The organism is Alishewanella sp. HL-SH05 (assembly GCF_052655985.1).
On the sequence record NZ_CP199753.1, the window covers coordinates 2,516,110 to 2,531,248 of the forward strand.

14 protein-coding genes are annotated in these 15,139 nt (G+C 45.7%); 1 reads left to right on the forward strand and 13 read right to left on the reverse strand.

Going from position 1 to position 15,139, the window contains the following annotated elements; all coding sequences use genetic code 11:
* Positions 1-76 precede the first annotated feature (76 nt).
* From efp to ACUJFL_RS11530, 5 genes are read right to left on the reverse strand one after another with little or no spacing between them, the layout of a single operon-like run.
* Complete coding sequence (gene efp, locus ACUJFL_RS11510; RefSeq protein WP_226750373.1) at positions 77-634, reverse strand: elongation factor P; 558 nt, start codon at positions 632-634, stop codon at positions 77-79.
* Between the two features lie 40 nt (positions 635-674).
* On the reverse strand, positions 675-1,826 hold the full coding sequence (gene earP, locus ACUJFL_RS11515; protein WP_445427561.1) for an elongation factor P maturation arginine rhamnosyltransferase EarP: 1,152 nt from the start codon (positions 1,824-1,826) through the stop codon (positions 675-677).
* 15 nt (positions 1,827-1,841) lie between these two features.
* The gene (locus tag ACUJFL_RS11520) at positions 1,842-2,195 is read right to left on the reverse strand and encodes a hypothetical protein (RefSeq protein WP_445427562.1); all 354 of its coding nucleotides are present in this window, start codon (positions 2,193-2,195) and stop codon (positions 1,842-1,844) included.
* Positions 2,189-2,722 carry a hypothetical protein gene (locus ACUJFL_RS11525; RefSeq protein ID WP_226749999.1) on the reverse strand — a complete coding sequence of 178 codons (534 nt, stop codon included), beginning with the start codon at positions 2,720-2,722 and terminating at the stop codon, positions 2,189-2,191. Before ACUJFL_RS11525 ends, ACUJFL_RS11520 begins: the two co-directional genes overlap by 7 nt.
* Before the next feature lie 2 nt (positions 2,723-2,724).
* Complete coding sequence (locus tag ACUJFL_RS11530; RefSeq protein ID WP_229587983.1) at positions 2,725-3,345, reverse strand: LysE family translocator; 621 nt, start codon at positions 3,343-3,345, stop codon at positions 2,725-2,727.
* A gap of 126 nt (positions 3,346-3,471) precedes the next feature.
* Here ACUJFL_RS11530 and ACUJFL_RS11535 point away from each other — a divergent pair, with 126 nt between their 5' ends.
* On the forward strand, positions 3,472-3,666 hold the full coding sequence (locus ACUJFL_RS11535; protein ID WP_226750001.1) for a DUF3185 family protein: 195 nt from the start codon (positions 3,472-3,474) through the stop codon (positions 3,664-3,666).
* 63 nt (positions 3,667-3,729) lie between these two features.
* Here the strand turns inward: ACUJFL_RS11535 and glnS are convergent, their stop codons facing one another.
* From glnS to sucC, 8 genes are all read right to left on the reverse strand, one after another.
* Positions 3,730-5,394, reverse strand: coding sequence for a glutamine--tRNA ligase (glnS, locus tag ACUJFL_RS11540; RefSeq protein ID WP_445427563.1), 1,665 nt, complete (start codon positions 5,392-5,394; stop codon positions 3,730-3,732).
* Positions 5,395-5,510: 116 nt separating this feature from the next.
* The gene (nadR, locus tag ACUJFL_RS11545) at positions 5,511-6,548 is read right to left on the reverse strand and encodes a multifunctional transcriptional regulator/nicotinamide-nucleotide adenylyltransferase/ribosylnicotinamide kinase NadR (RefSeq protein WP_445424907.1); all 1,038 of its coding nucleotides are present in this window, start codon (positions 6,546-6,548) and stop codon (positions 5,511-5,513) included.
* Entirely contained in the window at positions 6,545-7,345 is an 801-nt protein-coding gene (gene pnuC / locus ACUJFL_RS11550) for a nicotinamide riboside transporter PnuC (protein WP_445427564.1), read from the reverse strand. The genes nadR and pnuC overlap by 4 nt, the downstream gene beginning before the upstream one ends.
* 30 nt (positions 7,346-7,375) lie before the next feature.
* Positions 7,376-9,001 carry a tryptophan halogenase family protein gene (locus tag ACUJFL_RS11555; protein ID WP_445427565.1) on the reverse strand — a complete coding sequence of 542 codons (1,626 nt, stop codon included), beginning with the start codon at positions 8,999-9,001 and terminating at the stop codon, positions 7,376-7,378.
* Between the two features lie 14 nt (positions 9,002-9,015).
* Positions 9,016-9,873 (reverse strand): hypothetical protein, encoded by an 858-nt coding sequence (locus ACUJFL_RS11560; protein ID WP_445424910.1) that lies wholly within the window; start codon positions 9,871-9,873, stop codon positions 9,016-9,018.
* Between the two features lie 8 nt (positions 9,874-9,881).
* Positions 9,882-12,830 carry a TonB-dependent receptor domain-containing protein gene (locus ACUJFL_RS11565; RefSeq protein WP_445427566.1) on the reverse strand — a complete coding sequence of 983 codons (2,949 nt, stop codon included), beginning with the start codon at positions 12,828-12,830 and terminating at the stop codon, positions 9,882-9,884.
* A 178-nt stretch (positions 12,831-13,008) separates the two neighbouring features.
* Entirely contained in the window at positions 13,009-13,881 is an 873-nt protein-coding gene (gene sucD / locus ACUJFL_RS11570) for a succinate--CoA ligase subunit alpha (protein ID WP_226750008.1), read from the reverse strand.
* A gap of 10 nt (positions 13,882-13,891) precedes the next feature.
* Positions 13,892-15,058 (reverse strand): ADP-forming succinate--CoA ligase subunit beta, encoded by a 1,167-nt coding sequence (gene sucC / locus ACUJFL_RS11575; protein ID WP_226750009.1) that lies wholly within the window; start codon positions 15,056-15,058, stop codon positions 13,892-13,894.
* Positions 15,059-15,139 lie beyond the last annotated feature (81 nt).

Sequence of the window (15,139 nt, forward strand, 5' to 3'; positions counted from 1 at the left end):
TAGGTGTCCAATCGTTAAACGTTAACAAGCCTCAGCAAAAAAGGCGCTTACGCGCCTTTTTTTTGCTCAGATGCTCTTACTTAGCACGGCTGCGGTATTCGTCGGTGCGCGTATCGATTTCGATACGATCGCCTTCTTCTACGAATGCCGGAACCATCAGCTCAAAACCGGTTTCCAGTTTCGCTGGTTTCATCACTTTACCTGAAGTATCACCACGCGCTGCTGGCTCAGTGTAAGTCACGGTACGCACAACCACTGTGGGTAAATCAACAGAGATAGGACGCTCGTTGTAGAATACCACTGAACATTCCATACCGTCGATTAAGTACTTCAGTGCTTCGCCCATTGATTCAGCTTCGATTTCAAACTGATTGTATTCAGCGTCCATAAATACATACATTGGATCGGCGAAGTAAGAATACGTCACTTCTTTAGTTTCCAACATGACTTGCTCAAATTTGTCATCAGCACGGTAAACTGTTTCCATGCCCTGACCATTAAGCAGGTTTTTCATTTTCATTTTTACTACTGCAGAGTTACGGCCTGATTTGTTAAACTCGGCCTTTAACACTACCATTGCCTCACTTCCAACCATAATTACTTGGCCGGCACGGACTTCTTGTGCTGTCTTCATCATTTGAGAATATCTTCTTGTTAGGAAAAATTGCGCTACATTATAATTTTTTTTCAGCAAAACGCACGAGGTTGCTAGCAAGATCTCCAAAGCTTTCTAATTTGTTGCGCCATAATTGATTGAGCTGCGCAATTTGTGAGCTAACCAAGGCGAAATCTTGCCAACTTTGTTGCACATCTTGCTCGGTATTCCACTGTAAATGCAATTTTTGTACAACACTTGCCAGCTCAGCGGGAAACGCCGCTGTATAACGCGCTAAAAAAGCGGATAACTTATCAATATGCGCTTGCTCTGCTTGCCGATAGATTTGCCAAATAAAAGGCTTACCCGCCCACTGCGCTCGGATCACAGAGTCTTCACCGCGTACAAAATTAATATCGCAGGCACTGAGTAAATAATCGTATTGCGGCTGCGGTAAAAACGCCAATAAATGCACTGTCAACGATCCCGCTTGCCAGGGCTCCTCAAGGCTTAAACCTGACAATAATTGTTTGGCTTGGTCGGCCAAAGCCCCTAACGGGATAACACATAACACCGGGCGGTCATACTGTTGCCATAAGGCCAATAAACTGCCCAGTGCTTGCTGGGTGTAAGCAAACAACGACACTTTTAAGGTGTTTTCATCTGTTAAGCTGATGCCTAATTGTTGCCAAAAGTGTTGTTGGGCCAACGCATCTTGTTGAAAGGCACTTAATTGTGCAATCCTACCCTTCTCACACAGTAAGCCGCCGGTTTTTGCACTAAAACCGGGAAAAAAGAAATACTTAATTAAGGGTAACTGTGGCTGTGGTGAGGCCATAGTATGGCACGCTTCAATCCAGCTCTCAGCAGATAAGTATTCTAAGTTCAGCCACAGCGGTTTCACAGCCTGCTGCGCCATTTGCTGCTGATAAGCAAAAGGAATGGTACAGGCTAACGCCTCAACCACTACGGTGCCAGGAGTTATACTCTGCCAAGGCGTTTGCGCTTGCCAATGACAAATCAGCACACCTGCCTGCTGTTGCTCTGTCAGATTGGGATCGATTGCAGGGCAAAGCCGCTGAAAACTGACTAAATCATCGACCCACAAGCGCACAGCCAGCCCATGCTCGGCGACCAACTGCCGACTTAAACGCCAACAAATGCCAATATCACCAAAGTTATCGACCACGGCACAAAAAATATCCCAACGTTGCTGCTGCGCTAACCTCATGACCCAACTTCTCCATTAAAAGACATAATGCCGCAGCAGTAAACTGAGCATACGCAGCAATAATAACAGCCAGCTAAATAAGATCAGGCTCAGTAAGAACGCCAGTAAATATTGGCCGCTGCGATAAAATAACCGCCGAAAAAAGCCGGCAGGTTGTAACGGCGCTTTGCTGAACAAGGCACTGATTAACCAGCAACAAAGGCAAGACAACAACGCGACTGACAGCCCTAACAAGGCGTGCGGATTCAAAGCATTAGGAGCAAAAATTAAGCTGCCAGTTATCAGCAAAGCAATACCGCATGCCAAAGCTAGATACCAGGTTTGCCAAGGAGACAACCAGCTTGCTAAGCGCCGATACAGGCTTAGCACTTTGCCACCTCAGCACTTAGTAGCGCGCGGGGGTACAACGGCAAAATACCCGATTGCCCCAATAAATCCCCGACTACCCAAATCTGTTGAAAGGGATGCTGCTGCGGTAACTGTAACTTGTGGCAATGCGCCAACATATCTGCGCGACGCCAAAGCGGATTCGCATTACGGATCACCAGCCAAACTCGCTCGCTGTCGTAATGCTTTTCTGCTTTATTAGCAATAATCCGATTCAGTGCTGCTAACAAACGCTGTGCTGCAGGTACGCGCAGCAACGCCATTAATTCTTGATGGGTTTGTTGGCTCAATGCTCGCCCTAAAATATGCATGGCTTCTGCTTCACTGCCATATAAGTGGGCAATTTCTAAATCGAGTTTTTGATCGTCATAATAACAAGACACATCGGGGCGCGCTGGCTCGTTATGCCAAATATGCCGCATTTTAACGGCAAAACGTTGCTCATACAGCCGCATAAAAATGCGAGCGGCTTCATGCTCTAAAGCAATTTTTTCTTGAGCGCCATTCATCGTTAAACCGTACTAAAATAGAACTGCCATAACTCCAGAAGCACCGGCAGCACAGATAATAATAAAATAACGCCCATAGCGGCATTAAATAGCCGCTGCGCGAAGGTGTTATTTAACAGCTTTTTTAACACCACACCAAACAACAACCACACGCCGACACAAGGAAAGGCCATCAGTAAAAAGGCCAATGTAATGCTGCTTACTTCTAACCAATAAACCCCGCCCACGCTGGTAAAAGCCGCCATCGCGCCAGAAGCCATCACCCAGGCCTTGCCGTTAATCCACTGAAACAGCACCGCCTGCCAAAAACTCATGGGTTTGCTTTTACCCGTGGCAATACTTTGTGGATGGGCACTGGCAATTTTCCAAGCCAGGTATACCAGGTAAACCGTACCCAGCACTTTAATCAGTTGATGCAGATGAGGAAAGCGTTCAAACACCACCGCAAAGCCTAAACCGACCAACAACACCATGAACGGGAACCCCAGGCAAATGCCCAGCCAATGCGGTAAACTGGCTTTAATGCCATAGTTAACACCTGACGACATCATCATCACGTTATTCGGCCCGGGCGTAATCGTGGTTGAAAAGGCGAAAAATAATACGGCCCAAAAGATTTCCATGCTGTACTCCTGCTGCGAATTGTCGTCGACCCTAAGCCAACAATGTCATACCGATAGTTATATGCTACATTTACTTCCAAGTTGTTTGTTAACAGCTTAGGCACTTTCATCATACAGGAGAAGTAAATGAATAAGATTATTGGATTAGCTTTGTTAGTTGCCGGCGCCATTTTATTATATTTTGGCTATACCGAGTATCACTCTACTGCCTCTCAAGTCACTGAAGTGGTGACTGGCAACCCAACCGATAATGCCATTTGGTTCCTCGTTGGCGGTGCCATCGCGGCGATTGTTGGCTTAGGGATGCTGTTTAAAAAATAACAGCCGCAAAGCGGCCGTTATTGGGTTAAACACTAAGGCAGCCGTTTTCTGCTGCCTTAGAGCTTACTCTTCTTCTTTACCCCAGCTATCACGTAACCCTACTGTACGATTAAATACCAGTTTAGCTGCGCTAGAATCTTGGTTATCTGCACAATAATAGCCTTCACGCTCAAACTGATAAGCTTGTTCGGCCACGGCTGTCGCTAATGATGGCTCGACAAAACCATGCTTAATCACTAAGGATTGTGGATTAACAGTACTGATGAAATCTTCTTCGGCTGCAGGGTTAGCCACACTGAATAAACGATCATAAACTCGGAACTCTGCGGCTAACGCTTGCGTTTGCTCTACCCAGTGGATCACACCACGCACTTTACGACCATCAGCAGGGTTTTCACCTAGTGTTTCAGGTAAGTAACTGCAATTTAATGCAATAATATTACCGGCATCGTCTTTGATCACTTCGTCTGCGTGAATCACATAGGCATTACGTAACCGTACATCACCACCAGAGACTAAACGTTTATATTTTTTATTGGCTTCTTCACGAAAATCAGCACGATCAATATAAAGTTCACGGCCAAACGGCACTTGGCGCTCACCCATTTCATTTTTGGGATGATTAGGCGCGGATAACCACTCAATTTTATCTGCTGGATAATTCGTGATAGTGACCTTGATCGGATCAAGAACGGCCATCGCCCGCGGTGCTGACGTGTCTAAATCTTCACGAATACAGGCTTCTAACGCGCTCATTTCAATAACGTTATCCTGCTTCGTCACACCGATACGCTTAGCAAACTCACGAATGGCGGCAGCGGTAAAGCCTCGACGACGTAAACCGGCGATCGTCGGCATACGTGGGTCATCCCAGCCTTGTACCACTTGCTCTGCCACTAAGGTTTGTAATTTACGCTTACTCATCACCGCATATTCAAGGTTTAAACGCGAAAACTCAATTTGCTGTGGATGACATGCAATACTGATGTTATCTAAGATCCAATCATATAAACGACGGTTGTCTTGAAACTCCAGCGTACATAACGAGTGCGTAATACCCTCTAACGCATCAGAAATACAATGGGTAAAGTCATACATTGGGTAAATGCACCACTTGTCACCCGTTTGATGGTGATGCGCAAATTTTACCCGGTAGATAACCGGATCGCGCAAACAGATAAAAGAGGAGCTCATGTCGATTTTTGCACGTAATGAGCACTCACCTTCTTTAAAACCACCAGCTCGCATTTTTTCAAATAAGGCTAAGTTTTCTACTGGGCTGGTATCACGATATGGGCTAGGTTTACCCGGCTGGGTTAAATTGCCACGGTATTCGCGCATTTGCTCGCCATTTAAGAAACAGACATAGGCTAAACCTTTATTGATTAACTCCACCGCATAGCCATACAGCTGTTCAAAGTAATCTGATGAGTAACGCACATCGCCAGACCACTCAAAACCTAACCAGCTAACGTCACGTTTAATCGACTCAACAAACTCGACGTTTTCTTTTTCAGGGTTAGTATCATCAAAACGCAGATTACACTGGCCCTGATAATCTTGCGCAATACCAAAATTCAAACAAATCGACTTAGCATGACCAATATGCAGGTAACCATTAGGCTCAGGCGGGAAACGAGTTTGAACGCCACTGTGCTTACCATTGGCCAGATCGGCATCAATAATTTGCCGTATAAAATTCGTTGGGCGCGAAATGACGTCCGACATAATACTTGGTGTCCTTTTATTCTACGTGAACCGAAAAATGATGTGGCATTATAACAGCCGAACCGGCGCTGACTACTGCTGGTCAGCACTGTTTGCAAAGATTTTAATCAGCAAGGCTATTTTTGCAATAATGCATCAACCGCACTGATGCAACTCTCTAACCGTTCGTAATAATCAGCCGAGCTAACACGTAAGATGCGATCTGCGGGAAAACCATACTGCTGATATAAGTCGAGTAACTGCTGAAAGCTTTGTTGGCGTATTTGCGGCGAACCCAATTCGCGCATGCCATCCGCTACCCAGGGCACGGTTGGCTCCAGTGCGATGATTAAGTCATATTTTAAAGGATCAATAAAACTCTCGATACGACTGGCGACATTGCCTAAAAACACCTGACTGAAAAAAGCGGTAACCACCGCATCAGTATCGAAAAAACAGACCTTGTTGGCACTACGTAAGGCATGCCAATCTTGCTCGTATTGCAAATGGGTAATACGATTGAAATCTTCTAAATTAAATAAATCGCCATTGCCGCCCACCACGTCTTCTTGATAATCACGCCCCAGCTCTTCTGACCAAGAAGTACAATATACTTTGGCGAGCTTACGAGTTAAGGTGGTTTTACCGCAAGATTCAGGCCCGGTGATCAGCACTTTACGTGCAAAAAACGGCCGAGCAGCACCGGCAATATAATCCCAGTGCAAATAAGGTCGGTTGCGAATTTCAGTGCCACTGATCGGCCATTGGGTGCGCTGCGGATCTAATACCCGATAATCGATATTAGGAAAATGCTGCTGATGACCGGCACGATAATCTTCTTCGCCACCAAATATCACTGCAAACGGCTCTGGCACGGTGTGTTGTAACAACCCGGCATATTCTCCCCAACCTTGCGGAAACGCAGGGATCGCATCTTCGTTTTGCAGCAATACCCGGATCCCCAAGCCTTGCAGCTCTTGCGACAACCAACGCTGACGAAGTACACCGTCAATATAAGGAATACCGGCAACCCGACATAACTCACCATCTTCATGGCTTCGCTCACTGATCACCACATACAGTTTGTCACATAGTGCATGAGCGCGCAGTATCGCGGTTAAGTGGCCGCGATGAGGCGGTAAAAACTTCCCTGGAAAAACGCCTACTTTACTCAATGCTCTGATGCTCCTTTGTGCCAGCTAATCATGCCGTAAATCGAATTCATTAAAAATGCGCTCCACATTAATAAAGTGGGTACCGCATAGGCTGTTGCACTTGGATCCGTCAGCAATACCAAACTCCAAGCAAACAACGTTAAGACATTGGTCAGGATCCAAAATGGCCACTGCGCCGCATACATGCGGATCATCAATAATTGCGCAGCAATTTGTAATACCACCGTCGCGCTATCCAGCAGTGGGCCGCTAAACGTCAGCCCGGTTAATTCGCGTAAGCTGGCATACACCTGTGAATTGCGCTGTAAGGCTTCACTAATAAAACCGTCAAGCTCGGCTAATACCGCGGTGAGTGTCGCAATCCCCAGCACAACTAAAGCCAACACCCAAAACCAATGCCGCCCTAACCGCCGCATCTTGATGATCTGACTTTCAGCGCAAAGATGTTGACGCCAGCTAAAATAAATAAAAAATTGCGCAGGTAAAAAGTAAAACCAATTAATTAGCCAATCACCATAATAGCCCGAGGTCCAAGCGAGCAAACCGTAGCTACTGGCACTGATCAGCCCCCAAATCCAGTTCGACATCAAGCCTTTGGCGACCATCACCACGCACAGGACACCACTGATGGCACTTATAGGGCTGATAAACCAATTTAGGGTTATTGACCCATAGCTCTGCCAATCCGTGCTTTGCCAACTAAACCAGATTGTACTGCTCAAAATAATACATAAAAACCACTGCAACCAGCGCCGCTCTAGGCGGTTTAAACGCTGTAAATCTGCCCATAGCAACATCTGTTTGCTCCGTGACACGCTAATGTCAGATTAGACCCAACCCGCAGGTTTAGACGCAGTCGCATAGGTTGGCATGCCAACGGCTTGCTGTAACCAATGCGCATGTGGCGGCAATTTGTGTCGTGCCATTTGTAAGCGCTGTAATATCGCTCGGTGAATTTGCGTTGCCGGTAAATTCGGCCCGTAACGTTCTGCACAATGCGCTCGCAGGTAATCCATACCATATAAAATGCATTGATAACTTTCGTGATTCCACAACCCGCCGGTATCAACCGCCGCGCGCATATCACTGAAACCATCATGACTGCCCTGTGCATCCATCCCCGGGAACCACTGATCCTGAAAATCATGGGCACTAGGCGGTTTAACTTTCCAAAATGCTAACTTGGCTTTTAAACGCTCGGTAATTCGCTCCGGTTTTTGTACTTCTCGCCAAAAAGCGGTGTCGGTGCGCTGTGTCATGCAATAATGCATATTGATAAAATCGAGAATTTCATAAAAGCGATTAGATAAAATACGATTATAACGACTGGCCAGCAGCGGCATATCTTCAGCGGCAAACGGAAAATGCTCCGCTAAGGTGACGGCGCCTAAATCGCTGAGATATAAACCAGTTGATTCCAGCGGTTCAATAAAGCCTCCCGATAAGCCAATGGCCACACAGTTACCTTGCCAGTTTTGTTTTCGCCGGCCGACTTTAAAATTAACCACCCGATGCGGCAAATCTTCACACCCCACCCCTTGATAAGCACGCATTTCACGCTCAGCCTCTTCAATACTAATAAAAGCACTGCTATGAACATAACCGACTGACCGTTGGTTTTGCATGGGGATATCCCAGATCCAACCATTGGATAATGCGGTGGCCGTAGTATAGGGCCGCACCATACCCGGATAGAACCGATCGTAAGGAATATGCATAGTAATGGCGCGATCGCAGAGCAACCACTGGGAACAATCTTCAAAACCCACACCGAGTTGTTTTTCAATTAATTTGGCACTAAAACCGGTGCAATCAACAAATAAATCGGCCGCCAGCGTCGCCCCTTGATCGGTGACGATAGCGCCAATGTGCTGCTCGTTTTTCATTTGTACGTCTTGCAGATTGGCCAGGGTATGTTTAACCCCCCGCGCCACGGAAAAATCACGTAAATAATCGGCAAACTTTTGCGCATTCATATGATAAGCATAATTAAGCGGTGGGCCCATATCCCATTGCCCAAACATTTTGGGCGCTAAACCCATCTCACAAATAATCGGTTGTGCTGAGCAGGTTTCCATAAAGGGAATACTGCGATCACTGCGCAGCCATTCTTCGGCTAAATGGTCTAAGGGTTGCGTACGCATACTGCTAAAAGGATGGTGATAGAACGTATTATCGTTGTGTACCCAGTTGGCGTACTTAATTGACTGCTTAAACGTGGCATCGGTCGCGCGCATAAATTCCATTTCATCAACGCCAATTACCGCCAATAGATGACGCATCGAAGGGATTGTCGCTTCACCCACTGAAATGCGTGGAATATCAGGAGACTCCAATAAATGAATATCCACGCGAGGTTCACGGCCTGCTTTATTTAATGCGCCATTAAGGTAAGCTGCTGTCATCCAACCGGCTGAACCGCCGCCAACAATTAATACTTGCGGTCGCTGCATCACCGACTCTCCTGTTAGTAATAACCTAAAATATGCCGCAAACCTGGCGCAGCATATTCGACTAAACGTTTTTGCATATCGGGTAATTCGTCTGGGATCTCGGCACTGATCCCAGCCAGATTCTCTCTGTAGGTGCCGCTCTGCTGGCGATCTGAACCCAGTTCAATACGGCGGCGCCAATCTTCGGGTAAGCAACCATTAACTAATACTGGCTGCAATAACTCAGTAAAATACTGCTCGGCGGCGGGCGTATCGAGTTTTTTTAAATGGGTAATCACATCTTCATAACGCACTAATTTGATGCCCGTGCCTAGCCAGGCGACGGCGTTATGGCTATAAATTTCTTGTAAGGTAGGCGCCTTTTGATAAATGCCAAAGATCATCATATTGAGCATTTCATTAATTTTAATGCGACCGCCTTTTAAATGGTCCATCTGCCCTTGAAAGGTGTCCGATAAAAAGAAGCGTGCACGCGCTAATACCCAGTCATAAGGGTCACGCACAATAATATATTGCACCGCTTTTTGCGTGGCTAAGGCCGATTCATCCGAAAACAGTAAGTGCCCCCAACTTAACATCGGCTTGGCCGGATTAAACGCTGGCAGACACTGGCGCAAGTTAGGAATTTGCACAAAAGCGTCATGATATTGTTGTGCAACAGGAACAAACATCCGGAAAATATTACGCAACAAATGTGTACCGCACTTAGGCACTGAGTTTAAAAACACCGGTTGTGTCAAAGCTGGCTGGTTAAATTGTGGATTAAGATCGTTCAAAGTATCAGGCTTGGCAAACACGCGAGGCATGAGGCTGGTTTCCAACAACAAGACTAAAAAAGGAAAATGCCGACCTAAGTCGGCATTTTTACTCACACTTATAATTAGAAATTATAAGACATATTTAAGAACACCCGACGACCTAACCAGTCATATTGACTGTAGAACGCTGAGGTGCCTAAACGAGTGACAGAGCTACCGGCACTGACTTTTGGCGGCTCTTTATCAAAAGCATTAGCCACACCCAAGGTTACATCTAAACCTGCATCAGCAAAGTCTTTAGTAACAGAGAAAGTGTGATAAACCACCGCATCTGCTGCCGCAACTAACTTAACCGCTTCGCCACGGTAAGTGGGGCTACTGCTGACAAACTGCTCGTTTGATACCGCACCAGTATAACGTGCGATCCAGTTTACACTCCAATCTTGGTATTCCAAGCCAACAAACAGGTTACCTACGTCTTCTGGACTACCAAATTGCCCGGTACGGTCGATTGGATCACTATCAGCAAACAATTGACTTGCCGCTTCGATCTGACGCGTATGCTGATAAGTGGCAGATAAACGACCAAACTTAGTATCAGTAGCATAATTTAAGGTAATATCGACACCGCGGTTAACTTGGTTAGCAATGTTTAAATAACCACCACGCACATTGGTAATGCGCAAATCAACAGGATCACGATCAAACTGCGTACAAAGTGGTTCAGTGCTAAAGTTATCAGAAATATAACAGTTACCTAAGATCTGACCCGCAGTCAAATTAGTGACTTCGCCAAAAATTTCAATGTTGAAGTAATCAATTGACGCGCTGATATCATGATTTTCGAAATCAGGAGTCCAGACAAAACCTAAGGTTTCAGAGATCGAGGTTTCGGCTTCTAACTGACCAGCACCACCGCCTGTGGTTACCGTTGCTGAAATAGCACCACCTGCGAAGTCACGTGGAATACCATCAGTAGCACAGTTGGTAGCAACGCGCGGATCGATAGTACCATTGTCAACACCCTGCCCCCAGTTAATACATGGATCGATATTACGCTGGCCAACAAAGCTTGTTTGGTTATTTAAATATAATTCAAATAACGCTGGTGAACGGAACGAGGTACCCCGAGAAGCACGCACCCGCACACCATCAACGATAGTCCAGTTGATACCCGCTTTATAGGTATTATCACCACCATAAGAAGACACATCGGTGTAACGGCCTGAGATGGTTAAATCTAACGCTTGAATACCCGGTAGATCTCGCACTAATGGCACTTGGAACTCAGTAAATACTGCACGGCTGATATGTGAACCGGCAGTAATACCCGCGGCAGTTTGGCCCCAGGTATTTTCACGTAAGGTCTCTTCGCCAGGGACGTCATTAATCGAGTCTTTTTGGAACTGGAAACCGACCGCAGTACCGATAAAGCCGGCAGGTAATTCAAATAAATCACCCGAAATAAAACCTTCCACTGATTGTTGTTTATAAACAGTATTACCCGTTTGCTCACCAAACAAGAAATCACGGATTTCTGGTGAAATATTACCGGCTAAAAACTGTGGATCTAACCAAGGTACATCGACACAAGGCACGCCACGGATCGGTGTTGTTTCACCAACACAAGAGCCTGAAGAAAAGTTATAGGGAGAGATAGCATCTTCATAAATAAGCTTAGACTTATAATCACCGCTGCTGTAGCTATTTTGATAAGCCACATCATAATACCAGTTACCAATATCACCATTGATACCGGCAACAAAACGGCGGTAATCCACAGTGATCTTATCACCTGAGTGATCGGTAATCGGGGTTGGGCTTAACCACTGCGCACCCGTCCAACCGGCACTTAATGGATCACCAGCAAAGAAATCTTCGTTATATTTGTAGCTCCAGAACTGACGATAGCCGTTGGTGGTGGTTTGACGGCGATTTAATAACACTTCACCGTATAAACTGGTGGTGTCATTTAATTCATAATCACCTTGTGCATACACGGTCATTAATTCGTTTTTCGGGATCAGTGTTTCTAAATCTTGAAACGGGTGGTCAGCGTTGGTGACAGAATCTGATAAACGATCATAAGCTACCGGGAACCAACCGGGTGGTGTCACCATAAAATCCGGATTGTTGGGATCAGTTGCAAACCCAGGAATGAAGTTACCTAAGTTTCCATCATAATCATATTGCGCCTTTGCACCCCCTGGGACGTTGCCGCCATCACCTTGGTAATCGTAAAGCCAAACATGACCCCACAGTAAATCATTACAATGGTAACTGCCGGTACGCGGATCAACAGGGTCAACTCGCTCATTGGTCGTTGGATCAAACAAATACCGCTCAGCACAGTTAAAGAAACTGCGTTGACCTTGAGCCAACTCTTGCTGCACTTTGTAATCACCGACAACACGGAATGAACCGCGGCCAAAGGTTTTACCATAAGTACCGTTTAATTGATAACTTTCACCGCCTTCTTCCAAAGGCTGCGAGGTATTAAAGTTAATGGTACCTTCATCACCCTTCTTCGTAATAATGTTGATCACACCGGCCACGGCGTCAGAACCATATAACGAAGAAGCGCCATCTTTTAAGATTTCAATACGATCAATTGCTGATAAAGGCAAAATGTTCGGATCAAAAGAAGCGACTTGGCCACGTGTACCCGCTGGGCCAGCACGACGACCATTTAATAAAACTAACGTACGGTTTGCACCTAAACCACGTAATGAAATGCTTTCTGAACCGACACCACCTTCAGTAACAAACGCCGTAGAGGCCGCAGCAGTAATTTGGTTTGAACCTGCAGCAACCGTGGAATTACGTAATAACTCACCTAAGTTGCTAATACCCTGGCTGGCAGCAACACTGGCATTAATTACTTCAATAGGCGCAGCTTGATCTAAACCGTCGGTACGAATACGTGAACCGATAATTTGAATACGTTCGGATTTTTCATCTGCTGTGGGCGCGTCAGCTTCTGCGTCTTGGGCGTGAACTTGAAAAAGTGAACCGGCCAGGACACAGCTTATGGCTATGGAAAGCGGCTTAATTTTAGAATCTGATGGCATTATTCTCATAGGAAGTTCCCTGATTATTATTAGTAAAATAACAGTAAAGCTGAATGGACACTTAACCGCTTTCTTCATGTTAGATAAATGACTCTAAAAATCAACCCCCAACTGTAATTCAAAGGTATTAGACATAAAAAAACCCGCTAAAAGCGGGTTTTTCGACTAACAAGCTAGATTACCAGCCCGTTAATTCTTTCAGAGCTTGACCAATATCCGCTAAGCTCTTCACGGTTTTAACACCGGCATCTTCTAAAGCAGCGAATTTTTCGTCAGCAGTACCTTTACCACCAGAGATGATTGCACCAGCATGACCCATGCGCTTACCTGCAGGTGCAGTTACACCAGCAATGTAAGATACAACAGGTTTAGTCACATGCTGTTTGATATAAGCGGCTGCTTCTTCTTCTGCAGAACCACCAATTTCACCGATCATGACGATAGCTTCAGTTTGTGGATCTTCTTGGAATAACTTCAAAATATCAATGAAGTTAGAACCTGGAATTGGATCACCACCGATACCAACACAAGTAGACTGGCCAAAACCGTAATCTGTGGTTTGTTTAACCGCTTCATACGTCAGAGTACCTGAACGCGAAACGATACCCACTTTACCTGGCTTATGAATGTGACCTGGCATGATGCCGATTTTACATTCGCCTGGCGTGATAACGCCTGGGCAGTTAGGGCCGATCAGCACGACGCCTAACTCGTCACATTTCACTTTGGCATCCAACATATCTAAAGTTGGAATGCCTTCCGTGATACAAACGATCAGCTTAATGCCGCCATTTGCCGCTTCTAAGATAGAATCTTTACAAAATGCCGCAGGTACATAGATGACTGATGCAGTTGCACCCGTAGTTGCCACCGCTTCTGCTACAGTGTTAAACACCGGTAAACCTAAATGCGTTTGACCGCCTTTACCCGGAGTTACACCGCCAACCATTTTTGTGCCGTAAGCAATGGCTTGTTCAGAGTGGAATGTGCCTTGTGCACCAGTAAAACCCTGACAAATGACTTTGGTATCTTTATTAATTAAAACGCTCATTACTTACCCCTTATGCCTTAGCCGCTGCAGCAACAACTTGTTTAGCCGCGCTTGTTAGGTCGGTATCAGCGATAATGTTCAGGCCGCTTTCAGACAGCACTTTTGCGCCCAATTCTGCATTGTTACCTTGCAAACGAACTACAACAGGAACTTTAACGCCCACTTCTTTTACTGCACCGATAACACCTTCAGCAATCATATCGCAACGTACGATACCGCCGAAGATATTGATGAAAACGGCTTTAACCGCAGTATCAGACAGGATAATTTTGAATGCTTCAACAACACGCTCTTTGGTTGCACCACCGCCAACGTCTAAGAAGTTAGCAGGTTGGCCACCGTGTAATTTCACGATGTCCATCGTACCCATGGCTAAACCAGCGCCGTTAACCATACAACCGATGTCACCACCTAAGGCAACATAGTTTAGCTCCCATGAAGCAGCATGCGCTTCACGTGGATCTTCTTGTGAAGGATCTTGCATCGCTTTCAAATCAGGGTGACGATATAAGGCATTACCATCGATAACGAGCTTGGCATCTAAACAGTGTAAATCGCCAGCAGGTGTAATAACCAATGGGTTAACTTCTAATAAAGCCAGATCTTTTTCTTGGAAAAGTTTTGCTAAACCTAAGAAGATCTTCACGAATTGGTTAACTTGCTTGCCTTCTAAACCTAATTTGAAGGCTAACTCACGGCCTTGGTATGGCTGAGCACCCACCAAAGGATCAACCGCAGCTTTTAAGATTTTTTCTGGAGTTTCGTGGGCAACTTTTTCAATTTCCACACCACCTTCAGTTGACGCCATAAATACGATACGACGTGAAGAACGGTCAACAACTGCACCTAAATACAATTCTTGAGCGATATCTGTGCATGGCTCAACTAAAATACGGCTTACCGGCTGACCTTTTTCATCTGTTTGATAGGTTACCAGGTTCTTACCAAGCCATTTGTCAGCAAATGCTTTGATTTCTTCTTTGCTCTTAACTAGCTTCACACCACCCGCTTTACCGCGACCACCAGCGTGTACTTGAGCTTTGACAACGAACATATCGCCGCCGATTACATCTGCAGCTGCTACCGCTTCTTCCACTGTAGCTGCGGCAACGCCTTTAGATACAGGCAAACCATATTGGGCAAACAGTTGCTTACCCTGATACTCGTGCAAATTCATGGCTATTTTCCGTTCTTTTGAATTGGGACGTTACTCAACAAAGAGTAACCTGATTTTGGTTCGGTGCTTATTATAGTACCA